Raw genomic sequence first — 20,574 nt, 5'->3', positions numbered from 1 at the left:
CTGTGGGCCTGGGCCGGTGTATGCGTCTTGGACGGCTGAGCACCGCTCGACCACGTGACTTGTCCCGCATCGAAGCGTGCGACGCCGCACAGGAATCTGTCCGGCAGCCGCCTCAACAGCCGTGCCCGCGAGGTCCCGTTGCTGGTCACGGCCCGCCAGACCACGTGACCTACCACCGAAGCGGTCGTGTCGGGATGGAGATCGGTGACTGCGGCGGCGTTGACACGCCGCGCCGGCACCAGGCGCCGCGACGAGTGGAAGAGCGGCCACGTGGCGGCGTGACGAGCGGAGAGCAGCCGCAAGGCCGCTGCGTGGTGGCGTGACGAGCGGAGTGCTGTCGTCCGGCGGCTGGGTGGTGGCGTGACGAGCGGAGAGCTGCCGCCCGGCAGCTGGGTGGTGGTGTGACGAGTGAGAGAGCTGCGGCTCGGCTAGTTGTACTGCTCGTCGTGGGCCTGGCGCGGGCCGCAGACTGAGGCTCGGCTGCAGGAACAGCGGGAACCGTCGGCGTCCATGCGGACCACCACCGCGTCTTTCGGGACGCTGTGGGCGACCACCCGGCCGTCGCCCTCGGGGGTGGTCACCCTCGTGCCGACAGCGGGCGCCGTGGCCTGGAACTTCTGGTAGAGCGGGTGCTCGTATTTCAGGCAGCACATCAGGCGGCCGCAGGCGCCGGAGATCCGCAAGGGGTTCAGGGGGAGGTCCTGGTCCTTTGCCATGCGGATGGTGACCGGCTCGAAGTCCGTGAGGAACGTGGCGCAGCACAAGTCGCGGCCGCATGAGCCGATGCCGCCCTGGACCCGGGCGGAATCGCGGGCCGAGAGCTGGCGGAGCTCGACGCGGCAGTGCAGGGTCGCGCCCAGGTCCCTCACGAGGGAACGGAAATCGACCCGGTGCGGGGCGGTGAAATAGATCGTCGTGCGGGCGCTGCCTGAGCCGGTCTGGTCGAGCACGTGGTCGACCGCCACCACCTTCATGGGCAGCTCGTGGGCCTTGATCAGCTTTTTGGCGGCGACCTTGGCCTCCGCTTTGCGCTTGCGCAGCAGCTCGTCGCGTCGCAGATCGTTGTCATCGGCGAGCCCGGCCACCTTGGGGAACCCCGAAGTGTCCTCGCTCACCCACTGCGCCGCCCAGACGCACTCCGCCACCTCGGGGCCGTCGTCCGTGGGCACGAGCACACGGTCGCCGACCTGGGGCGAGAACTCGCCCGGATCGAGGTAGTAGAGGCGGCCGTACCGGTTGAAACTGACCGCGCACAGCATGCCCATGCTCCCACCCTACGACGCCGCACAGCCCGCACCAAATGCCGGTTTTGGGCTACCCGTCGGGGTTGTCGCATAGATGCATCGCAACCGCCCTAATCGACCTTCGTTGGGCAGACCCGTAGACGCCGCTCAGCGCGGCCCATCTCCGGAGGGAACTGCCACATGACGCCCGCCAGGTCGCTGGCCGCCAGTGTCGTCGCGCTCGGATTCGCGAGCGCCCTCACCGCACCGCAGCCCGCACTCGCGGCGCCCGCCCCTTGCGAACGGGCCGAGAACTTCGCGGCGCAGTCCGGGGCCGAGCTCCTGAGGATCAACAAGCTGGAGATCCGCTCGTCGGCGGAACGACCGAAGGTGCGCGACGGCCGGGACCGCGAGAAGGCCGGCACCGAGGGCACGGCCGGGGGCGCGGCCGGCCGGGTTCTGAGCGGGCACGACGACTCGGTCGTACCCGACCCGGAGGACAGCGACACCGTCAGCGAGAGCATCGGGATGATCGGCACCGGGGTTCTGGGCTATCTCGGGGCAGCGCCCAAGGCGGCAACCGGGACCGACGGGGTCGCCGACGTGGTGCCGCCGGCCCGGCGCGGACCGGTGGACAAGATCGCCGAGCAGGGTGGCGACGTGGTGGACGGCCTGACCGGTGGCGTCGGTGGCGGTGAACCGACCGGCGACGAAGCTGACAATTCGGGCAATGGTCACACCGGCCCGGCCGGCTCGAAGACGGGCGGCGCGAGCGGAAACGGCGCGCGTGGAGTCGGCGCGACCGGAAACAGCGCGACCGGAGACGGCGCAAGCACAGACGGCGCGAAGGCCGGCGGGGCGGACGCACGCGGCGCCGAGGCCGGAGACCCGGGCGATGGCGACCGACGGGCCGACCGGGTGAACGGCACCGGGGCCGAGGACGACGGCGACGGCCGGGTCTCGGACAAGCGCGCCCGCCCGACGAGCGACGGCAACAAGACCATCGCTGCGGTGTCGGAGATCGGGCTCGGCGAGGCCCGTACGGCAATGATCGCGAAAGCCCGCATCTCCGCGGCCGCCTATGCCCGCCTGCTTGACGGCTCCGGCCACCCGGCGGTCGCGAAGCCGCTGCTCCAGCAGGCCCCGCCGACCAACGCCAAGGCGGCCCAGCGCTCGACCCCGGCCGGCCGGACCGGCCCGCTGACCCTCGGCAAGGGCCGGATCGGCACCCACGCCCAGTGGGACCCGGGCATGGCGTGCGGCCGCGTCGCCGGCGAGACGGGGCGCTCCGACGTCTCCCTGTCGAGCCTGAGCCTGCTCAAGGGCGACCTGGTCCGCGTTCCCGGCACGATGACGAGCCGGGGCACGACCGCGATCGAACACCACAACGACGAGGCCCGTACGGCGGCCCGCTCGACCGTCACCGCGGGACTCATCGAACTCGCGGGCGGCAAGGTCCGCGTACGGGTGCTGCGGGCGCCCACCCTCGAGGCCGCCATGTCCGCGACCTCCGGGGGCAAGGTCAGCTATCGGCCCGCGGTCGTCGAGGTCTCCGGTGAGGGCATCGCGACCAAGCGCCTGTCCGCCGCGGGCGAGCACGTCGACATCGCGCTGACCCCGGACCGGCACACGATGGAGTCGGCGTCGCTGAAGGGGCTGACCGGGCTCGGACGGACCGCGCCGATGCCGGTTCCGACCATTCCCGGACTGCCGCCGGTCTCGGCCCCGCAGCCGGAGTCGGCCACCGCGCCCGAGAAGGGGATCAAGCTGCGGGTCTCGCTGGGCGACGTCCGGCACGCGATCAAGGGACACGCCATCGCCGCCCGGGCCGCGTCGATCAAGGTCGCGATGACGCAGTCTTCGGGTTCGAAGGGCCGCGGCCAGGACGGCTACGGCAGCGGCTCCGACCTCACGCTGACCATGTCGATGGGCCTGCTGGAGGCGGCCGCCGTCTCGCCCGAGGCTCCCGCCGTCTCCCCGGCGGGCCAGGGCGGCGGTCTGCCGGTGACGGGCCCCCGGCTCGACCGGATCGCCATGGCCGGCGGCGCTCTGCTGCTGGCCGGAGTCGGGGCCGTTCTGATCGGCCTGCGACGCCGCCGCACCCAGGCGTGATCACTCGGGTGTGATCACACAAGTGGGCGGCCCGCCGGCGAACCAGCTGGTGGGCCGCCCGCTCGGCTTCCCATGCCCCGAGCATCCCGCTTCCATACGGCGAACGGGCCTGCGGGATTCCGGACCCACATCTCACTGCGGCATGGCGAGTGGGACCCGGCCGTCTTCTCACTGCGGTGCGGCGAGCGACCCTCTTCCTGCTGCCGCGAAGCGAGCGGCCCGGGGCGGATTCCGGAACCGGAGTCATCCAGATGGAGTCATGTCGATCTCCTGATGGATGAGTCGGACCCGAACGGTTGTCCCCTCCCGTCTCCACCGAGCGGTTCGAAGCCCGCTCAACCCCAAGACATTCATCGATCAGTAGCGTTGAGTGGTCTTACACCTGCGGGGGGTGCAGGAGGACGCGGCGTCGCATTCGGAGTTCTTTCCGGTTATCCGAATGCGGCGCCGCGCCCATGCGTACACCCGGGCACGCAGCCGGATCAGGTGCCCGACGCGGTCCCTGCGGCGCACAGCGACGACCCCATTCCGTACGGGGCCAGACTCGCCCTCATCACCGCCGCGCCGGCCGGAATATCACAGCGGTATCGGTTCGGCCAGCCGCTGCGAGCCGGCCAGGAGTTCTTCGGCCTCGGCGTAGTCGGCGGCGATCGTACGCAGGACGTAAGCCGTGAGATCGGCGGCCGCGGCCGTCTCGGCGGGCAGGGGTGGGTGGCTCGCCGCAGCAGTGAGGGTCAGCGCCTCGGCCGAGATCAGCGCGTCGGCCAGGGCGGCCGCCAGGTGTTCCCGCGTACGGGTCATCCAGTCGTGCAGGGCGGCGGCCAGGTCGGCGGTGGCTTCGAAACGCTCGTCTAGGCTGTCGTCGCCGCCCGACAGGTGGGCGGCGGTGCGCCGGCGCAGGTCGTCGTAGGCCTCGGCGGCTTCGCCCTCCCATTCACCGGGCGGCGGCAGGACGGCGGCTTCGGCACAGGCACGGGCGTCGGCGCGCAGTTCGGGCTCGGCCTCGGCCAGGGCTTCGGGACGCAGGGCGGCCACCGCGTGCGCGGCGTCGGCGGGCATCAGCCGTACGAGCCGAAGCTGCCCCCACACCGGATGACCCGGCGGAGCACCGGCCGCGCCGATAACGTCTTCGGCCCGCTTGAGCAGCGGGATCGCGGAATCGAGCACCTGGTCGAGCCGGTCCATCACAACTCCCGGGTGAAGCGGCGTTCGACCGCGTGATCGGTTTCCGCATAGTGCCGTCGCGTCGTGCGCACCGAGCCGGCCATGTCGGCCAGGCGCGCTGCAGCCGAGGAGGCCTCATGGGCCCGGGCCTCGAGGACGGCGCCGAAATGCTCGTGGAGCGACCGGCCGAGACGCCCGGGCAGACCCGGCCCGCCCACGCTCCCGGCACCACTCAACCCGGACGCGACCCCGGCGCCACGCGACCCGGGCGCGACCCCGGCGCCACGCGACCCGGGCGCGATCCCGGCACCTGCCCCGGACGCACCCCCAGCACCGGAACCGGACGCACTCGCTGCACCGGAACCGGACGCGACCCCGGCACCACCCAGGCCGGACGCGACCCCGGCACCACCCAGGCCGGACGCGACCCCGGCACCACCCAGGCCGGATGCGACCCCGGCACCACCCAGGCCGGACGCGACCCCGGCCCGACCCGGCCCGGACGCGGCCTCGGCGCCACCCGGCTCCGGCTCGGCCCCGGCATCGACAACACCGAACACGGCCGGGGTGACCGTCAGGGTGGGCACCTCGCGTGCGACGGCGGCCAGGGCGTCGGCCGCCTGGTCGAGTCGATCGGCCAGTTCGTCCATGCTCAGGCCTCCCCCAGCGACCGCAGCCGGCCGAAGATCTCGTCGTGCAGCTTCTCGCGGGCCCAGCGGGCGGCCTCGGCGGCACTGGCGACCGCGGCCTGCAGCTCGCGGGCGAACTCGGCCGGTCGGCGATGCTGCAGACCACCGTGGATCTGGATGTCGGTTATCTGGCCGGCAGCGGTCACCGTGACCTCGATCGAATCGTCGGGTGAGTGGACCGAGACATGATGTGACCCGACCGCTCGTTCATAGTCGTCGCGCAGTTGCTCCACACGTCGATGCCTCTCGATGGCCTCGCTGATCCACGCCTCGTCGATCTCACGTGCCATGCCGAGGCTCCTCACCGTGCGTCAGCGCGCCGTCGCGCACCGGGACCAGAACGTACCCGGAAGAGTGACTCCTTCGCTACGCCAGGTTTTCCACTGTGGATAACTGCCGGGCCTGTGGATGACGGATGCGCTTCTGTCGGTGGGGCGCAATACCATCGGTGCCGTGAGTGACGTCTTCGCCGATCTGGTGGGCCAGAATGAGCCGGTTGCCACGCTGCGCCAGGCCGCGGCGGCCGCGGCCCGGGTCGTGGCCGGTGAGCAGGTGGCCGCGGGCGCGATGACCCACGCCTGGATCTTCACGGGCCCGCCCGGCAGCGGCCGGTCGGTGGCCGCGCGGTCCTTCGCGGCCGCGCTGCAGTGCGAGCGTGGTGGCATCGGCTGCGGCGAGTGCCACGGCTGCCACACGACGCTGGGCAAGACCCATGCCGACGTGAGGTTCGTGGTCCCCGAGGGTCTGTCGATCGGCGTCAACGAGATGCGTGCGCTGGTGCTGCGGGCGGCGAGCGCGCCCTCGGGCGGGCGGTGGCAGATCGTCGTGATCGAAGATGCCGACCGCCTCACCGAGCAGGCGGGAAACGCGCTGCTCAAGGCGATCGAAGAGCCGCCCCCGCGCACGGTGTTCCTGCTCTGCACCCCCTCGACCCACCCCGACGACATCTCGGTGACGATCCGGTCGCGCTGCCGGGTGGTGGCGCTGCGGCAGCCGCCGGCCGACGCGGTGGCCGAGGTGCTGGTCCGTCGCGACGGCATCGCGCCCGACGTGGCGGCCTGGGCGGCGGCCGCGTCGCAGGGGCATGTCGGCCGGGCGAAGCGCCTGGCGAACGACACCGATGCCCGCGGCCGGCGCGATGCCGTGTTGTCGGTGCCGCGCCGCCTGAGCGGGGTGGGTGCCTGCTTCGAGGCGGCCAGCGCGCTGATCAAGGCGGCCGAGGCCGAGGCGGCCGAGCAGCTGGTCGAGACCGACGCAGCCGAGCGGGCCTCCCTCGAACAGGCGCTCGGCGCCGGCGGCACGGGCCGGGGCGCGGCGGGCGCGATGCGCGGCGCCGCCGGCCAGATCAAAGACCTGGAGCGCCGCCAGAAGTCACGGGCCACCCGCTCGAAACGCGACGCGCTCGACCGTGCGCTGGTCGACCTGGCCGGCTTCTACCGCGACGTCCTCGTCACGAACATGCGCGCACCGGTCAGCGTCGTGCACACCGACGTGGCCGCCCAGTCCGAGGCCGCGGCCGGCCGCTGGTCCCCCGAGAGTGCCTTGCGCCGCCTCGAGGCCGTGCTGGCCTGCCGCCAGGCCATCGACGAAAACGTCAAGCCCGAGATCGCCGTGGAGGCCATGATGCTGACCCTCTGGCGCGGCTGACCCACCGCCGTCCGAGACGCAGCCGACGGCACAGCTTCGGGCCGGCAACGCGGGCGACACCGATGCCGACGGTCACCGACCGGGCTCGCACCGCCTCGTCGGCCAGGTCACCGCACCGCTGGCGGGGCGAGAGCAGGGAGTAACAACACTTCGCCCTTGCGCGGCTGACCCGGCGTCATCGGGGACGCAGCCGTCGCCGGAAGTGGTGGGGCTGTAGAAGTCTGCAGCTGGCCCTGGTGATGTGGGCGGCCAAGACGGTGGTTCCCGGTTCGTCGGGCCGCATCTCGGCCTGGGTGCTGGTGGTCAACGGGACGCCGTGGTCCGCTGGGCCAATCAGTCCGAAACGGCGCACGCGTCCCTCCGGACGGTCGTGCGGGAGAAGCGAGAGGTCAGCGACGGCCGCTGTAGCGGTTGGGGCCGTCCGGGGTCTCGTCGTCGTTGATGCCGAGCAGTTCCGCCATCTCTTCGAGCGGCGGCTCCTCGTCGCGGCCGTTGGCGTGGTGGCGGGGGCGTTCGTCGGCGTTCGACGGGGCCGGCCGCGAGGAGTCAGCAACGTCACCGGCGGAACGGGATCCGGTCGGGTGCGTGGCATCCCGCGTCGACCCGGCATCGATCCGCTGCGTGGCATCCGCGGCGTCGCGCGTCGAACCCGCTTCGCTCGGCTGGGTGGCCGGGGCCACCGAGCCAGGGTCGACCGGTTGCGTGACGTCAACGGCCGGACGGGACTCGATCGGCTGAGTGGCCTCGACCACCGCGCGGGAATCGATCGGCCGCGTGGCGTCGCGCGTCGAACCCGCTTCGCCTGGCTGGGTGGCCTCGGCTACCGAACCGGGGTCGATCGGCTGCGTCAGGTCAGCGGCTGAGCGGGAATCGATCGGCTGGGTGGCGTCGACCGACGGGCGGGGCTCGACGGGCTGGGTTACCTCGGCCGCCGGGATCGGCTGCGTGGGGGCGTCCGCAACAAGGGCAGCCTCAACCGAGCCGTCTCCGGCCATGCCATTCGCAACCGGGCCGCCCGCAACCCGGCCGTCCGCAACCGGGCCATCCGAAACTGAGGCGGCCGGAGACGCGGCCGGTGTGGTCGGGGTCAGGGGTGTCGGGGCGGGGACCGGCTCGGTGGGAGCGAACAAGTCGGTGGTCGGCTGATCGGCGCCGCGGCGGTCGGTGGGGCCGGTTCGGCGGTCGGGCGGTGTGGTCAGGTCGGGGGCGTCGAAATCGGGCTCCGGCGGCAGGTCGGTCGAGGCCGGCGCGGGATGGCTGGGCTCGTTCGCTCCCAGCAGGCCGGCCAGACGGGTCTCCACCGCGTCGGTGATCTCTTCGAGCGGCCGCGCCGCGTCGAGCACCAGGTAACGCTTCGGGTCGGCGGCGGCCAGGTCGAGGAAGGCGTATCGCACCCGCTCGTGGAACGACCGGGACTCGCTCTCCAGGCGGTCTGTGCCCTCGCCGCGCGAGTCCACCCGGTTGAGGCCCACTCCGGGGTCGACGTCGAGCAGCACCACCAGGTCGGGCTTCAGGCCGCCGGTGGCCCACGACGACAACCACGAGATCTCGGCGACCGGCAGCGTGCGGCCGGCGCCCTGGTAGGCCAGGGAGGAGTCCACGTAACGGTCGCTGATCACCACCGCGCCCCGGGCCAGGGCGGGCCGCACCACCGTCGCCACGTGGTGGGCTCGGTCGGCCGCGTAGAGCAGCGCCTCGGCCCGCGCCGACGGGGCCTCGCTCTTGTCGAGCACCAGGTGGCGGATGCGCGCCCCGACATCGGTGGCGCCGGGCTCGCGGGTGACCACCACGTCGCGACCCTCGGCCTGCAGGAGCCCGGCGAGCCGGGTGACCTGGGTCGACTTGCCCGCGCCCTCGCCGCCTTCGAAGACCACGAAGACGCCGCTGCGCACGAACTGCTCGTCGGGGGCCAGCGGACGGCCGCGCAGCGAGCCCCACAGGTCGGCCAGGACCGGCACGCCGCGCTTGTCGTCCATCTGGCGGAACGAGCCGATGCCGACGAACACGCCGATCGCGCCCGCGACCAGCAGCAACACGCGGGTCGAGGAGACGTCGAAATGCACGACGCCCAGTTCGACGCGGCGGGAACTGCCCAGGCCGACGAGGAAACCGGAGAGCGTGATGGCGAGCAGCAACACCATCCGCACGCCGATCTGGACAACGGCGAAGACCCTTCCCCGTACGGCGTCGTCGACCTCGCCGTAGAGAAGAGTGGTGCCGGCCAGGAACGCCATGCCCGCGCCGGCGCCGACCAGCAGCGCGCCGACCAGGGCCATGGACAGGTGGAAGGCCACGCCCAGGAACATCACCGAGCCGCTGGCCAGCACGATGCTCATGCCGAACCAGCGACGGCGGGACAGGTCCCGGATGATCATCGGGCCGAGGCCGATGCCGACCGCCAGGCCCATGAAGATGGTGCCGAAGAGCAGGTAGAACGCGGCTTCACCGGCGCCCAGCGAGGTCGCGAACGTCTTGGCGGCGCCGATCACCACGCCGCCGGCCGCGAACGCGCCGAAGATGCCGAGCACCAGACCCCGTACGAGGGGGGTGGTCCCGATGTATTTCCAGCCGTCGAGGAATTGCCGGGTCATGCTCTGCTGCTGGGCGGCTTCCTGACGTTCCGCGCTCTTGCCGCCGATCTCCTTGATGCCGAAGAAGACGGTGAGCGCAGTAGCGAGCCGGGAGATCGCGTTGAGATAGAGGGCGATCTGCACGGGCTGGGCCCAGTCGGGCAGGGTGGCGCCGGACTGCTGGATGCCCGCGGTGAGAGCGGAGAGCGCGAGCGCGGCCAGGATCGGCGTGATGCCGTACGTGGTGACGAGCGTGAGCTGGTTGGAGACCTCGATCCGCGACTTCGGGATGAGGTTGGGCACCGCGGCTTCCTTGGCCGGGATCCAGATCAGCGTGATGGTCTCGCCGATGAACGTGGCGATGGTCGCCCAGAGCACGGTGACGCCCGGTGACCCGCCGAACAGCGGGACGAGCGGGATCGAGCCGTAGAACACGAACCGGATGAGGTCGGTGATGACCATCGTGTAGCGCCGGTCGAAGCGGTCGGCGAACACGCCCGCGATCGGGCCGAGCAGCAGCGCGGGCAGCAGGCGGACGGCGATGGTGCCGCCGAACGCCGCGCCCTGGCCGACGCTGCTCTCGAACTGGGCCGCGGCGAAGATGCCGGTGGCCAGCAGGCCGATCCAGTCGCCGAACGAGGCGAGGCCGAGCACGAGCCAGAGGCGGCGGAAGGGCCGGATGCGAAGCACCGAGCGCAGCGCCGCCGCGCCCGACAAGTCGACCGGGCCGGTTTCCCGCTTTTCGGTGTCGATGGCCGTACCTCCCGTGATTACCGCAGGGTGCACTCTATCGGGCGGGTCGTAGCCGCCGGTTTACCCACGTTCGGGTATCGAATAAGTGAAGAGCTTTCGCATTGATAGGAACGGAGATACGGTGCGGGCGTGATCGAGGAACGCAAGGCGTTGCAAAAGCGGCTCGACCGGGCCACGGCCCATCTCGAGACGCCCGTGGCGGCGGTCGACCTGGCGGCCTTCGACGACAACGCCGATCAGCTGGTGGCCCGCGCCCACGGCAAGCCGCTGCGCGTGGCGAGCAAGTCGGTTCGCTGCCGTACGCTGCTGGAACGCGTTCTCGCCCGGCCCGGCTGGCGCGGCGTCATGGCATACACACTGCCCGAGGCGATCTGGCTCGTGCGCTCCGGTCTGACCGATGACGTGCTGGTGGCGTACCCGTCGGTCGACCGCACCGCGCTGCGCGAGCTGACCACCGACACCAAGCTGGCCGACGCCATCTCGATCATGGTGGACCACCCGTCGCACCTCGATCTGGTGGATCAGGTCACTCCGCCGGGCGACCGTCCCGCCGTACGGCTGTGTCTGGATCTCGACTCGTCGTGGCGTCCCGCCGGCGGGTTGCATGTCGGCGTGCGCCGCTCCCCCGTCCACTCCGCCGGGCAGGCCTCGGCGCTGGCTCGACGCCTCACCGCGCGCCCCGGGTTCCGGCTGGTCGGGATGATGTCGTACGAGGCTCAGATCGCCGGACTGGGTGACCTGCCGCCCGGCCGGGCGCTGCGGGGCCGCGCGATCCGCCTGATGCAGTCGCGCTCGTTCCCCGAGATCGTGCGGCGGCGCACCGAGGCCGTCAAAGCCGTCCGCGAGCACGCCGACCTGGAGTTCGTCAACGCCGGCGGCACCGGCAGCGTGGCCGCGACCGGCGCCGACCCGGTGGTCACCGAGGTCACGGCGGGTTCCGGCCTGTACGGCCCGACGCTGTTCGACGCCTATTCCGCGTGGCGCCCGACCCCGGCCGCGTTCTTCGCGCTCAGTGTGGTGCGCCGCCCGGCGCCGCGGATCGCGACCGTGCTGGGCGGGGGCTGGATCGCGTCGGGACCGGCCGAGACGTCCCGGCAGCCCACCCCGTGGCTGCCCGAGGGCCTCAGGTTCAAGCCCGACGAGGGCCCGGGCGAGGTGCAGACGCCGCTGGTCGGCGACGTCGCGAGCACGCTGCGGCCGGGCGACCGGGTCTGGTTCCGTCACGCCAAGGCCGGCGAGCTGTGCGAGCACGTCAACGAGCTTCAGCTGGTCGACGGCGAGTCAGCGACGCCGGCCCCGACGTACCGGGGAGAGGGTCATGCTTTCCTCGGGTGACCGTTCAGTTGGTCACGGCGCGGTGCAGGTATTCCCGGATCAGCGCCTTGGCCTCGGTCAGAACGGACTCGTCGCCGTTCTGGTCGCGCCGGAACGCCAGCTTGATCAGCGCGTCCGCCGCCTCCACCGAGATCTCCAGCGAGAACCGCAGGCGAGCCCGGTCCATCAGCTGGAACTGATCGACCAGAAGCTCGGCCAGGCGCTCGGCGATGACCGCGTTGTTGTCGCGTTCGATGTCGAGCAGGTGCACGTCGACCACGTCACCGAAGTGCAGCGTGCGGAAGCCGGGCACCGAGCGGTGCATCTGGATGAAGATGTCGATCGCCGCGTCGACGCCGTCCCACCAGTGGGCGAACGTCTCGCTGCCGAACCGGTCGGACAGACCCTGGAGGTACGCATCCATGTTGCGCATCGCCAGTGCCTGGACGATCGCCCTCTTGTCGGGGAAGAACTGGTAGACCGAGCCGATGGCGACCTCGGCGCGCTCGGCCAGAAGCGTGGTGGTCAGGCCCTCATAGCCGACCTCGTCCACGAGCTCGGCGCAGGCGTCGAGCATGCGCTGGACCCGGGCAACGCTTCTGCCCTGCACCGGGACACGCCGCAGCGGCCCGGTGGTGACGGTTGGTGTCGACACGCGTCGCCACTCCCTCTCAGCAGTGATAATCGGAACGTTACTCGGATCAACGAGCGAGGGGCATCGACGGGACGCGCGGTGCCGGTGTCCGCTCGTACGGAGGACAAAGCCTGAATGACTACTCCCCGGAACGCCCGTCGGTGGATCAATTGGGGCGGCAACCAGCAGTCACTCGCCGTAGACGTCCTGACCCCTGGCACTGTCGACGAGGTGGTCGGCCACGTCAAGGTGGCGTCGGAAACCGGACGCCGGGTCAAGGTCGTCGGCAGCGGCCACTCCTTCACCGACATCGCGGTCGCGAACGACCAGCGGATGCTCATGCACCAGCTCACCGACCTCGTCTCGGTCGACGGTCCGCTGGTCACGGTGCAGGCCGGGATGCCGCTGTGGAAGCTCAACGAGATCCTGGCCCAGCACGGCCTGGCCATGCCCAACCTCGGTGACATCGACGCCCAGACGATTTCCGGAGCCATTTCCACCGGTACGCACGGCACCGGCGCGAACCACTGCACCCTGGCGACCTGTGTCGAGGCGGTCACGCTGGTCACCGCCTCGGGCGAAGTGCTCACGGTGAGCAAGGACGACGAGATCTTTCCCGCCGTACGGCTCGGGATCGGCGCTCTGGGGATTCTCGTCGAGGTGACGTTGCGCTGCGTGCCGGCGTTCACGCTGCTGGCCGACGAGCGGCCGATGGCGCTGGCCGACGTGCTGGCCGGGCTCGGCGAGTGGATCCCGAGCAATGAGCACGTCGAGTTCTACTGGTACCCGTACACCGACCGGGCCCAGCTCAAGCGGAACAACAAGGTGGCCGAGAACGACCGGCCGCTGTCGTCGTTCCGGGGCTGGATGGACGACGAGTTCCTGGCCAACACGGTCTGGCAGGGCGTCTGCAAGCTGGGTCGCCGGGTGCCGGCGGTCGTCCCCACCGTCCAGTCGATCGCCGCCCGCGCGCTCACCGCCCGCACCTACACCGAGCGCTCCGACCGGGTCTTCTGCACGCCGCGGCGGGTCCACTTCACCGAGATGGAGTACGAGATCCCGCGCGAGGCTTTGCCCGAGGTGCTCGACGCGCTGCCCCGGATCATCGACGGCCTGCCGTTCAAGATCCAGTTCCCGGTCGAGGTGCGGTTCACCGGCCCCGATGACGTCTGGCTCTCGCACGGCTACGGGCGCGAATCGGCTTACGTGGCGGTGCACCAGTTCACCGGGGCGCCCTACGAGCCGTACTTCCGCGCGTTCGAGGCGGTCTGCCAGCCGCTCGGCGGGCGGCCGCACTGGGGCAAACTGCATTACCGTACGGCCGAGGATCTGCGCCCGGTCTATCCGAAGTTCGACGACTTCGTGGCCGTGCGCGACCGGCTCGACCCGGCCCGGGTGTTCACCAACGACTACCTGGACCGGGTGCTCGGAGCCTAGACCTTATTTACTCCGCGCTCGCCGTTGCTTTGGCCGGCGCCGTCTTCTTGGCGGCGGCCGGAGCCGCGTTCTTGGCCGGCGTGGCCTTCTTGGCGGGCGTCGCCTTCTTCGCCACGGCCTTCTTGGCGGGCGTGGCCTTCTTCGCCGCCGCCTTCTTGGCCGGAGCCTTCTTCGCGGCCGTCTCGCCGGCGGCCTTGGCGGGCGCCTTCTTGGCCGTCCGCTTCTTCGGCGCCGGACCCTTGGCCCGCTTCTCGGCCAGCATCTCCGAGGCCTGCTCGATCGTCAGGTTCTCGGGGGTCTGGTCGCCGCGCAGCGACGCGTTGTATTCGCCGTCGGTGACATAGGGGCCGAAGCGGCCGTCCTTGATGACCATCGGCTTCTCGGTCACCGGGTCGGGACCCATCTCGCGCAGCGGCGGCTTGGCCGCGGCCCGCCCGCGGGTCTTCGGGGCCGCCAGCAGCGCCAGCGCCTCGTCGAGGGTGACTGTGAACAGTTGGTCCTCGCTCGCCAGTGAGCGCGAGTCGGTGCCGCGCTGCACGTACGGGCCGAAGCGTCCGTTCTTCGCGATGATCTCGTTGCCCTCGGGGTCCTTGCCGACCACCCGGGGCAGGCTGAGCAGCTGGAGTGCCTGGTCGAGGGTGAGCGTCTCGGGCGTCTGCGAGCGGAACAGCGAACCGCGCCGCTCCCCGCTCTGCACATAGGCCCCGAACCGGCCCGACTTGATCAGCACGGGCTCGTTGGTCTGCGGGTCGTCGCCCAGGCTGCGCTCGCCGCCACCGCCGAGGAAGAGCTCCTTGACCTTCTCGGGGTTCAGCTCGTCGGGCGCGACGCCCTCGGGGATCGAGACCCGGTTCGCCTTGTCGTTCGCCTGCTCCTCGGTGGCACCGGGGATCTGACGCTGCAGGTACGGCCCGAAACGACCGACCCGCACCACGATGTGCCTCCCTTCTTCGTCGTCGAAGAGGGGAATCGAGTTGATCAGGCGGGCGTCGATGGCGCTCAGGTTCTCGGTGACCAGCTTGCGCAGGCCGCCGGCCTTGGCGATCTCGTCGTCGGCCCCGGCGGTCTGGCTGCCGAAGTAGAACGAGGTCAGGAAGTCGAGGGAGGCGTGGTCGCCGCCCGCGATGCCGTCGAGATCGTTCTCCATCGCGGCGGTGAAGCCGTAGTCGACCAGGCGCGGGTAGTGCTGCTCCATCAGGTTGATCACGGCGAACGCGATGAACGTCGGGATCAGGGCCTGCCCGCGCTTCTCGACATAACCGCGGTCCTGGATCGTCTGCATGATCGACGCGTATGTGGAGGGGCGGCCGATGCCGAGCTCCTCCATCGCCTTGACCAGCGACGCCTCGGTGTAACGGGCGGGCGGGCTGGTGTGGTGGCCCGCGGCGTTCAGCTCGTCGGCGTCGAGCGACTGGTCCTTGACGAGGTTGGGCAGGCGACGCTCGGCGTCCTCGGCCTCGGCGCTCTCGTCGTCGGAGGACTCGACGTAGGCCTTCAGGAAGCCCGGCTCGGTGATCGTCTTGCCGGTGGCGCCGAAGTCGGCCTCTTCCTGAGCCGTGGAGACGGCCCGGATGCGCACCGAGATCGAGTTGCCGACCGCGTCGGTCATCTGCGAGGCGACCGTGCGGCGCCAGATCAGCTCGTAGAGCCGGAACGCGTCGCCCGAGAGCTCGTTGGAGACCTCGGCCGGGGTGCGGAAGCTGTCTCCGGCGGGCCGGATGGCCTCGTGCGCCTCCTGGGCGTTCTTGACCTTGCCCTTGTAGTGGCGGGGCTCCGGCGGAACGCTGCGCTCGCCGTAGAGCTCGGCGATCTGCCGGCGGGCGGCCGCGATGGCCGTCTCCGACAGGTTGACCGAGTCGGTACGCATGTAGGTGATGTAGCCCTCTTCGTAGAGGCGCTGGGCCGTGCGCATCGCCTGGGCCGACGACATGCGCAGCTTGCGGGCGGCCTCCTGCTGCAGCGTCGAGGTGATGAAGGGCGGGTACGGCCGGCGGCGGTACGGCTTCTCCTCGACCCGGGTGACGGTGAACTCCTGGCCCTCGAGGCGCGCGGCCAGCCCCCGGGCGCCGCTCTCGTCGAGCTGCGTCACGGCCGCGCCGGGCTTGAGACGGCCGGTCGTGGGTTCGAAGTCCTTGCCGGTGGCGATGCGGTCGCCGTTGAGCGCGATCAGCGTGGCGCCGAACTGGCGCGGACCGTCGACCTCGCCCCGGACGGCCAGCAGGGCGTTGATGTCCCAGTATTCCGCCGTGCGGAACGCCATGCGCTGGCGCTCCCGCTCGACCACGATGCGGGTCGCCACGGACTGGACACGGCCGGCCGAGAGCTTCGGCATGACCTTCTTCCAGAGCACCGGGCTGACCTCGTAGCCGTAGAGCCGGTCGAGGATGCGGCGGGCCTCCTGGGCGTCGACCAGATTCTGATCGATGGCGCGCGGGTTGGCCACGGCGGCCTGGATCGCGGGCCGGGTGATCTCGTGGAAGACCATCCGGTGGACGGGGACCTTGGGCTTGATCGTCTCGAGGAGGTGCCAGGCGATGGCCTCACCCTCGCGGTCCTCATCGGTGGCGAGGAAGATCTCGTCGACCTCCTTCGCCAGCTTCTTCAGCTTGGCGATCTGTTGCTTGCGGTCGGCCGAGATCACATAGAGCGGGTGGAAGCCGTTGTCGACGTCGACCCCGAGACGCGCCCACGACTCGCCCTTGTACTGTTCGGGCACCTCGTCGGCGTTCTTGGGCAGGTCACGGACATGGCCGATGGAGGCCTCGACCAGATAGTCGGGCCCCAGATAACCGGCGATCGTCTTGGCCTTCGACGGGGACTCGACGATGACCAGACGGGTCGTCCTGGTGTCACTCGGCACGGCACTCCCAAACTTCGAACTCAGCGTTCCGCCATGTTCCACCAGACGGACCCGGCGGAACACAGACTTTCAACGTAACGCGCCGGACGAGTCAGCATTCCCCGGGAACCCCGGAGTCGGATGGTAACGGTCCGGCCACCGTATGCCTCCGACGGCGACACCGTACACCGCCGACATGCTGTCGTGTCGCACACAATCCAGGAAGATCACGCACCCGCGCCGCCCGGCCACAGTTGCTCGGGCGCCGCCGCGGGTCTGTCTCCGACCAGCTCAGCGAGGCGCGCGACCCGCCTCTTCCCCATGATCAGATAGCGTCGGCCGTCGGCGGACGGGCGCCCGGCGAGACCGGCCCGGACCAGCGCCGCGTCGATCTCCGCGACGTCTTTGGCCGGGTCGAGACCGAGGGCGTAACCACCGGGCACCGGCTCGCCGGCGGCCGCCACCCAGAGGCGCAGGCGCGGGCCGCTGAGAAAAAGCTGGGAGGCGGCTTGGGGCCAGGCCTGAGCAAGACCGTTCAATCTTCGGGAGTACGCGGTGAGCACCTCGAACCTGGGACCGGCCGGCTCGGGTTCCGGCTCGTCGCCGCCCTCCGGTTCCGACCCGCTCACCGGCTCGCCTTCGCCCTGCTCCCCGGCGTTTCGCCCCTCGATGGCGGAGACGTCGTCGCCCTCGATGACGGGAACGCCGCTGGCCTCCGCATGAGCCTGGCCCTCCCTTCGCGCTCGGCCCTTATCGGACATTTCTGATTCAGCGGATTTAGCAGGCGGGTCGGCGTCGCTGTCGAGCTCGGGCGGCGAATCCTCTTCCAACGGGGCATACACGACATCCCGTACGAGGGAAGGCTCTTGATCTGTCGGACGCCAGCTCACCACGAGCCCGCGGATCACCAGCTCACCGACCAGGACGTGCACCCGCCAGGCGGCGTCGACCGGCACCGAGACGCGAGCCGTGCCGCCCATGCGACCGAGCACCCCCGGCCCGGCCAGCAACCCGGCCAGATCGGCGGGCGACGGCTCGATCGTCTCGGCCCCGAAGAACGGCAGCTGACGACCGGCCTCGGCGGGCGGGTCGGCACGCGGGTGAGCGGGGCGTTTGGCAGCCGGGACCGGCGCGGGGAGCACCTCGCGCGGGATCAGCGGCCACCCCGTCTCGGTCATCTCACCGGCACTCGGGCGATTCTCGGCTCGGTCATCTCACCGGCACTCGGGCAACTCGTCGAAGGCGGTCTGCAGCTCGGTCGAGTTGAGTTTGCTGGTGTCGAGGCCGCTGGCCTGATAGTCCGTCTGCAGCTGCTGAACGACCTGGCCGACCTGCTGATAGAAGGTCTGGGCGGGAGCCGTCTGGAGCACCTCGATGCCGCTCTTGGCCTTGGCGTAGGCGTCGCGGGTGGCGGCCAGCGAACCGGTGAAGCCGTCGGCGATCTGCTGCCCGTTGTCGACGTCGGGCACGCCGGCCTTGGCCACTCCGGCGCGGGCCTTCTCACTCGCGTCGGCGGCGCCGGTGAAGAGGCGCATCAGATTTTCCTTGGCCTGGCGGGGCGTGGTCGCGCTGTCCATCTGCTGCTGGGTGCGGCTGGTGAGGGAACCGATCTCGGAGCGCCACGGCTCGAGAGTGGTGCACACCGAGGCGGCCCAGGCGCGGGCGCTGTGCGAACCCGAACAGGCGCCGAGCGAGACGACGAGCGCGAGAAGAGCCAGCAGAACGAGGGGTCGGGCCGGGCGCATGGGAAGCAGCGTACGGGCAACGTCCGACAACCTCATCTATGGTGCGGGGCACCCGGCGTCACCGGGTGCCCCGCGTTGGTGCCGTGCCCGTGGATCAGGCGGTGACCTTGGCGGTCGGGGAGGAGTCGCCGGCCGGGTTCGACGGGGCGTCCTCGCCCATCGAGATCGGCTTGCGCTTGCTCCAGACGACCGCACCGGCGATGATCGCCGCCGCCACGACCGCGATCGTGATGCGCAGCGGGTTGTTCTGGTCGCTGCCGATGCTCCAGGCCACGACGGCCGGGGCGATCAGCAGCGAGACCAGGTTCATCACCTTGATCAGCGGGTTGATGGCCGGGCCCGCGGTGTCCTTGAACGGGTCGCCGACGGTGTCGCCGATGATCGTCGCCTCGTGCGACTCGGAACCCTTGCCGCCGAAGTTGCCGTCCTCGACCAGCTTCTTCGCGTTGTCCCAGGCGCCACCGGAGTTGGACAGGAAGACCGCCATGAGCGTGCCGGTGCCGATCGCACCGGCCAGGTAGGACGCGAGCGCGCCGGCGCCGAGGCCGAAGCCGACGGCGATCGGAGCCATGATCGCGAGCAGGCCCGGGGTGAGCAGCTCGCGCTGCGCGTCCCGGGTGCAGATGTCGACCACGCGGCCGTACTCGGGCCGCTGGGTGCGGTCCATGATGCCGGGGAACTCGCGGAACTGGCGGCGGACCTCCATGACCACCGCGCCCGCCGAGCGGGACACGGCGTTGATGGCCAGGCCGGAGAAGAGGAACACCACGGCCGCGCCGACCAGCAGGCCGACGAGGTTGCGCGGGTTGGCGATGTTGAGCAGGCCCAGGATCTCGTTGCCGACCTGGCCGGCGTCGATGCCGGCGTCGGCCAGCGACGTGGCCAGGCTGTTGGTGTACGAGCCGAACAGGGCGGTCGCGGCGAGCACGGCCGTCGCGATCGCGATGCCCTTGGTGATGGCCTTGGTGGTGTTGCCGACCGCGTCGAGCTCGGTGAGGATCTGCGCACCCTTCTCGTCGACGTCGCCGGACATCTCGGCGATGCCCTGCGCGTTGTCCGAGATCGGGCCGAAGGTGTCCATCGCGACGATGACGCCGACCGTGGTGAGCAGGCCGGTGCCGGCCAGCGCGACCGCGAACAGCGACAGGGTGAGCGACGAGCCGCCCAGCAGGAACGCCCCGAAGACTCCGGCGCCCAGCAGCAGGGCCGAGTAGACGGCGGACTCCAGGCCGACGCTGATTCCGGCCAGCACGACGGTGGCCGCGCCGGTCTGCGACGACTTGCCGATGTCCTGCACCGGACGCCGGTTGGTCTCGGTGAAGTAGCCGGTCAGCGCCTGGATGGCGGCGGCCAGCACGATGCCGATGACCACGGCGCCGACGGCGATCCAGCGCGGGTCGCGGCCGCTGGCCAGGATGTCGGCGGCGATGCCCTCGTCGTCGAAGCCGGCGAAGCTCGACGGCAGGTAGACGAAGCTGACCACGGCGACGGCGACGGCCGCGACGGCCGCCGAGATGTAGAACGCCCGGTTGATGGCGGTCAGGCCGTTGCGGTCGCTGGGCCGCAGCCGGGTGATGAAGACGCCCAGGATGGCGATGACGACGCCGACCGTCGAGACGATCAGCGGGAAGATCAGGCCGTCCTGGCCGAACGCGGCCGAGCCCAGGATCAGCGCGGCGACCAGGGTCACCGCGTACGACTCGAAGAGGTCGGCGGCCATGCCGGCGCAGTCACCGACGTTGTCGCCCACGTTGTCGGCGATGGTGGCGGCGTTGCGCGGGTCATCCTCGGGGATGCCCTGCTCGACCTTGCCGACCAGGTCGGCGCCGACGTCGGCGGCCTTGGTGAAGATGCCGCCGCCGACCCGCATGAACATGGCGAGCAGCGCGGCGCCGAAGCCGAAGCCCTCGAGCACGGTCGGGGCGTCGCTGCGGAAGATCAGCACGACCAGCGCGCCACCGAAGAGGCCCAGGCCGACCGTGAGGAAGCCGACCACACCACCGGTGCGGAAGGCGATACCCATCGCGGTCTCGCGACCGCCCTGCTCACTCGCCGCCGCGGCCACCCGCAGGTTGGCCCGCGTGGCGAGCGCCATGCCCGCGCCGCCGATGAACGAACTGAACACCGCGCCGACGATGAAGAACAGCGAGCGTCCGATCTTGACCCAAACCTCGTTGTCGGTGTCGTGCACCGGCAGGAGGAAGAGCAGGACGACCGCGATCACCACGAAGATGGCGAGGGTCTTGAACTGGCGGAACAGGTAGGCCGACGCGCCTTCTTGGACGGCTCCGGCGATCTCCTGCATGTTCTTGGTGCCCCGGCCGGCTTTGAGAACCGACTGGACGAACATCGCCGCGAAGCCCAGCGCGATGAGCGCGAAGACCAGGGCGACGATGACAAATGTGACGTTAGAACCACTTAATGAGGTCCCGGACATCAATGTCCTC

General features: G+C 70.8%; 14 protein-coding genes. 4 read left to right on the top strand and 10 right to left on the bottom strand.

Translation table 11 applies throughout. The features are described 5' to 3' along the window. Positions 1 to 428 precede the first annotated feature (428 nt). A complete protein-coding gene (locus JIG36_RS20955) occupies positions 429 to 1,265 on the bottom strand; it encodes a PSP1 domain-containing protein (protein ID WP_203378035.1) in 837 nt (278 codons plus the stop codon). Between the two features lie 159 nt (positions 1,266 to 1,424). Here JIG36_RS20955 and JIG36_RS20950 point away from each other — a divergent pair, with 159 nt between their 5' ends. Beyond that, positions 1,425 to 3,335 (top strand): hypothetical protein, encoded by a 1,911-nt coding sequence (locus JIG36_RS20950; protein ID WP_203378034.1) that lies wholly within the window; start codon positions 1,425 to 1,427, stop codon positions 3,333 to 3,335. A gap of 576 nt (positions 3,336 to 3,911) precedes the next feature. On the opposite strand, the gene JIG36_RS20945 is transcribed toward JIG36_RS20950, so the two are convergent. From JIG36_RS20945 to JIG36_RS20935, 3 genes are read right to left on the bottom strand one after another with little or no spacing between them, the layout of a single operon-like run. Next, the gene (locus JIG36_RS20945) at positions 3,912 to 4,520 is read right to left on the bottom strand and encodes a hypothetical protein (RefSeq protein WP_203378033.1); all 609 of its coding nucleotides are present in this window, start codon (positions 4,518 to 4,520) and stop codon (positions 3,912 to 3,914) included. Then, the gene (locus JIG36_RS20940) at positions 4,520 to 5,149 is read right to left on the bottom strand and encodes a hypothetical protein (protein WP_203378032.1); all 630 of its coding nucleotides are present in this window, start codon (positions 5,147 to 5,149) and stop codon (positions 4,520 to 4,522) included. Before JIG36_RS20940 ends, JIG36_RS20945 begins: the two co-directional genes overlap by 1 nt. 2 nt (positions 5,150 to 5,151) lie before the next feature. Then, positions 5,152 to 5,478: a YbaB/EbfC family nucleoid-associated protein gene (locus JIG36_RS20935; RefSeq protein WP_203378031.1), complete on the bottom strand. Its 327-nt coding sequence runs from the start codon at positions 5,476 to 5,478 to the stop codon at positions 5,152 to 5,154. 163 nt (positions 5,479 to 5,641) lie between these two features. On the opposite strand from JIG36_RS20935, the gene JIG36_RS20930 reads away from it, so the two are divergent. Next, entirely contained in the window at positions 5,642 to 6,835 is a 1,194-nt protein-coding gene (locus tag JIG36_RS20930) for a DNA polymerase III subunit delta' (protein WP_203378030.1), read from the top strand. Positions 6,836 to 7,224: 389 nt separating this feature from the next. Here the strand turns inward: JIG36_RS20930 and tmk are convergent, their stop codons facing one another. Further along, the gene (tmk, locus tag JIG36_RS20925) at positions 7,225 to 10,059 is read right to left on the bottom strand and encodes a dTMP kinase (protein WP_438870747.1); all 2,835 of its coding nucleotides are present in this window, start codon (positions 10,057 to 10,059) and stop codon (positions 7,225 to 7,227) included. A gap of 228 nt (positions 10,060 to 10,287) precedes the next feature. Here tmk and JIG36_RS20920 point away from each other — a divergent pair, with 228 nt between their 5' ends. Beyond that, positions 10,288 to 11,493, top strand: a complete 1,206-nt coding sequence (locus tag JIG36_RS20920) for an amino acid deaminase/aldolase (RefSeq protein ID WP_203378029.1) — start codon at positions 10,288 to 10,290, stop codon at positions 11,491 to 11,493. Between the two features lie 4 nt (positions 11,494 to 11,497). On the opposite strand, the gene JIG36_RS20915 is transcribed toward JIG36_RS20920, so the two are convergent. Next, positions 11,498 to 12,127 (bottom strand): TetR/AcrR family transcriptional regulator, encoded by a 630-nt coding sequence (locus JIG36_RS20915; RefSeq protein WP_203378028.1) that lies wholly within the window; start codon positions 12,125 to 12,127, stop codon positions 11,498 to 11,500. A gap of 114 nt (positions 12,128 to 12,241) precedes the next feature. Between JIG36_RS20915 and JIG36_RS20910 the strand changes: the two genes are divergently transcribed. Continuing rightward, positions 12,242 to 13,543, top strand: coding sequence for a D-arabinono-1,4-lactone oxidase (locus JIG36_RS20910; RefSeq protein WP_203378027.1), 1,302 nt, complete (start codon positions 12,242 to 12,244; stop codon positions 13,541 to 13,543). A gap of 7 nt (positions 13,544 to 13,550) precedes the next feature. Here the strand turns inward: JIG36_RS20910 and topA are convergent, their stop codons facing one another. The 4 genes from topA to JIG36_RS20885 form a co-directional block, all read right to left on the bottom strand. After that, positions 13,551 to 16,403, bottom strand: coding sequence for a type I DNA topoisomerase (topA, locus tag JIG36_RS20905; protein WP_203378026.1), 2,853 nt, complete (start codon positions 16,401 to 16,403; stop codon positions 13,551 to 13,553). Between the two features lie 206 nt (positions 16,404 to 16,609). Next, positions 16,610 to 17,560, bottom strand: a complete 951-nt coding sequence (locus JIG36_RS54795) for a hypothetical protein (RefSeq protein WP_438870745.1) — start codon at positions 17,558 to 17,560, stop codon at positions 16,610 to 16,612. A gap of 36 nt (positions 17,561 to 17,596) precedes the next feature. Continuing rightward, positions 17,597 to 18,127, bottom strand: coding sequence for a hypothetical protein (locus JIG36_RS20890; protein WP_203378025.1), 531 nt, complete (start codon positions 18,125 to 18,127; stop codon positions 17,597 to 17,599). Positions 18,128 to 18,221: 94 nt separating this feature from the next. After that, a complete protein-coding gene (locus JIG36_RS20885; protein WP_203378024.1) occupies positions 18,222 to 20,564 on the bottom strand; it encodes a sodium-translocating pyrophosphatase in 2,343 nt (780 codons plus the stop codon). Positions 20,565 to 20,574: the final 10 nt, after the last annotated feature.

This window comes from Paractinoplanes ovalisporus, from assembly GCF_016834655.1.
In the GTDB taxonomy this organism is placed as follows: Bacteria; Actinomycetota; Actinomycetes; order Mycobacteriales; family Micromonosporaceae; genus Actinoplanes; species Actinoplanes ovalisporus.
This window is presented reverse-complemented; position numbering and strand designations above follow the sequence as displayed.

What these genes read in the sequence shown, in the direction of transcription:
- JIG36_RS20955 (WP_203378035.1), bottom strand. Translation starts at nt 1,265, where the DNA reads ATGGGCATGCTGTGCGCGGTCAGTTTCAACCGGTACGGCCGCCTCTAC.
- JIG36_RS20950 (WP_203378034.1), top strand. Translation starts at nt 1,425, where the DNA reads ATGACGCCCGCCAGGTCGCTGGCCGCCAGTGTCGTCGCGCTCGGATTC.
- JIG36_RS20945 (WP_203378033.1), bottom strand. Translation starts at nt 4,520, where the DNA reads ATGGACCGGCTCGACCAGGTGCTCGATTCCGCGATCCCGCTGCTCAAG.
- JIG36_RS20940 (WP_203378032.1), bottom strand. Translation starts at nt 5,149, where the DNA reads ATGGACGAACTGGCCGATCGACTCGACCAGGCGGCCGACGCCCTGGCC.
- JIG36_RS20935 (WP_203378031.1), bottom strand. Translation starts at nt 5,478, where the DNA reads ATGGCACGTGAGATCGACGAGGCGTGGATCAGCGAGGCCATCGAGAGG.
- JIG36_RS20910 (WP_203378027.1), top strand. Translation starts at nt 12,242, where the DNA reads ATGACTACTCCCCGGAACGCCCGTCGGTGGATCAATTGGGGCGGCAAC.
- JIG36_RS54795 (WP_438870745.1), bottom strand. Translation starts at nt 17,560, where the DNA reads ATGACCGAGACGGGGTGGCCGCTGATCCCGCGCGAGGTGCTCCCCGCG.
- JIG36_RS20890 (WP_203378025.1), bottom strand. Translation starts at nt 18,127, where the DNA reads ATGCGCCCGGCCCGACCCCTCGTTCTGCTGGCTCTTCTCGCGCTCGTC.
- JIG36_RS20885 (WP_203378024.1), bottom strand. Translation starts at nt 20,564, where the DNA reads ATGTCCGGGACCTCATTAAGTGGTTCTAACGTCACATTTGTCATCGTC.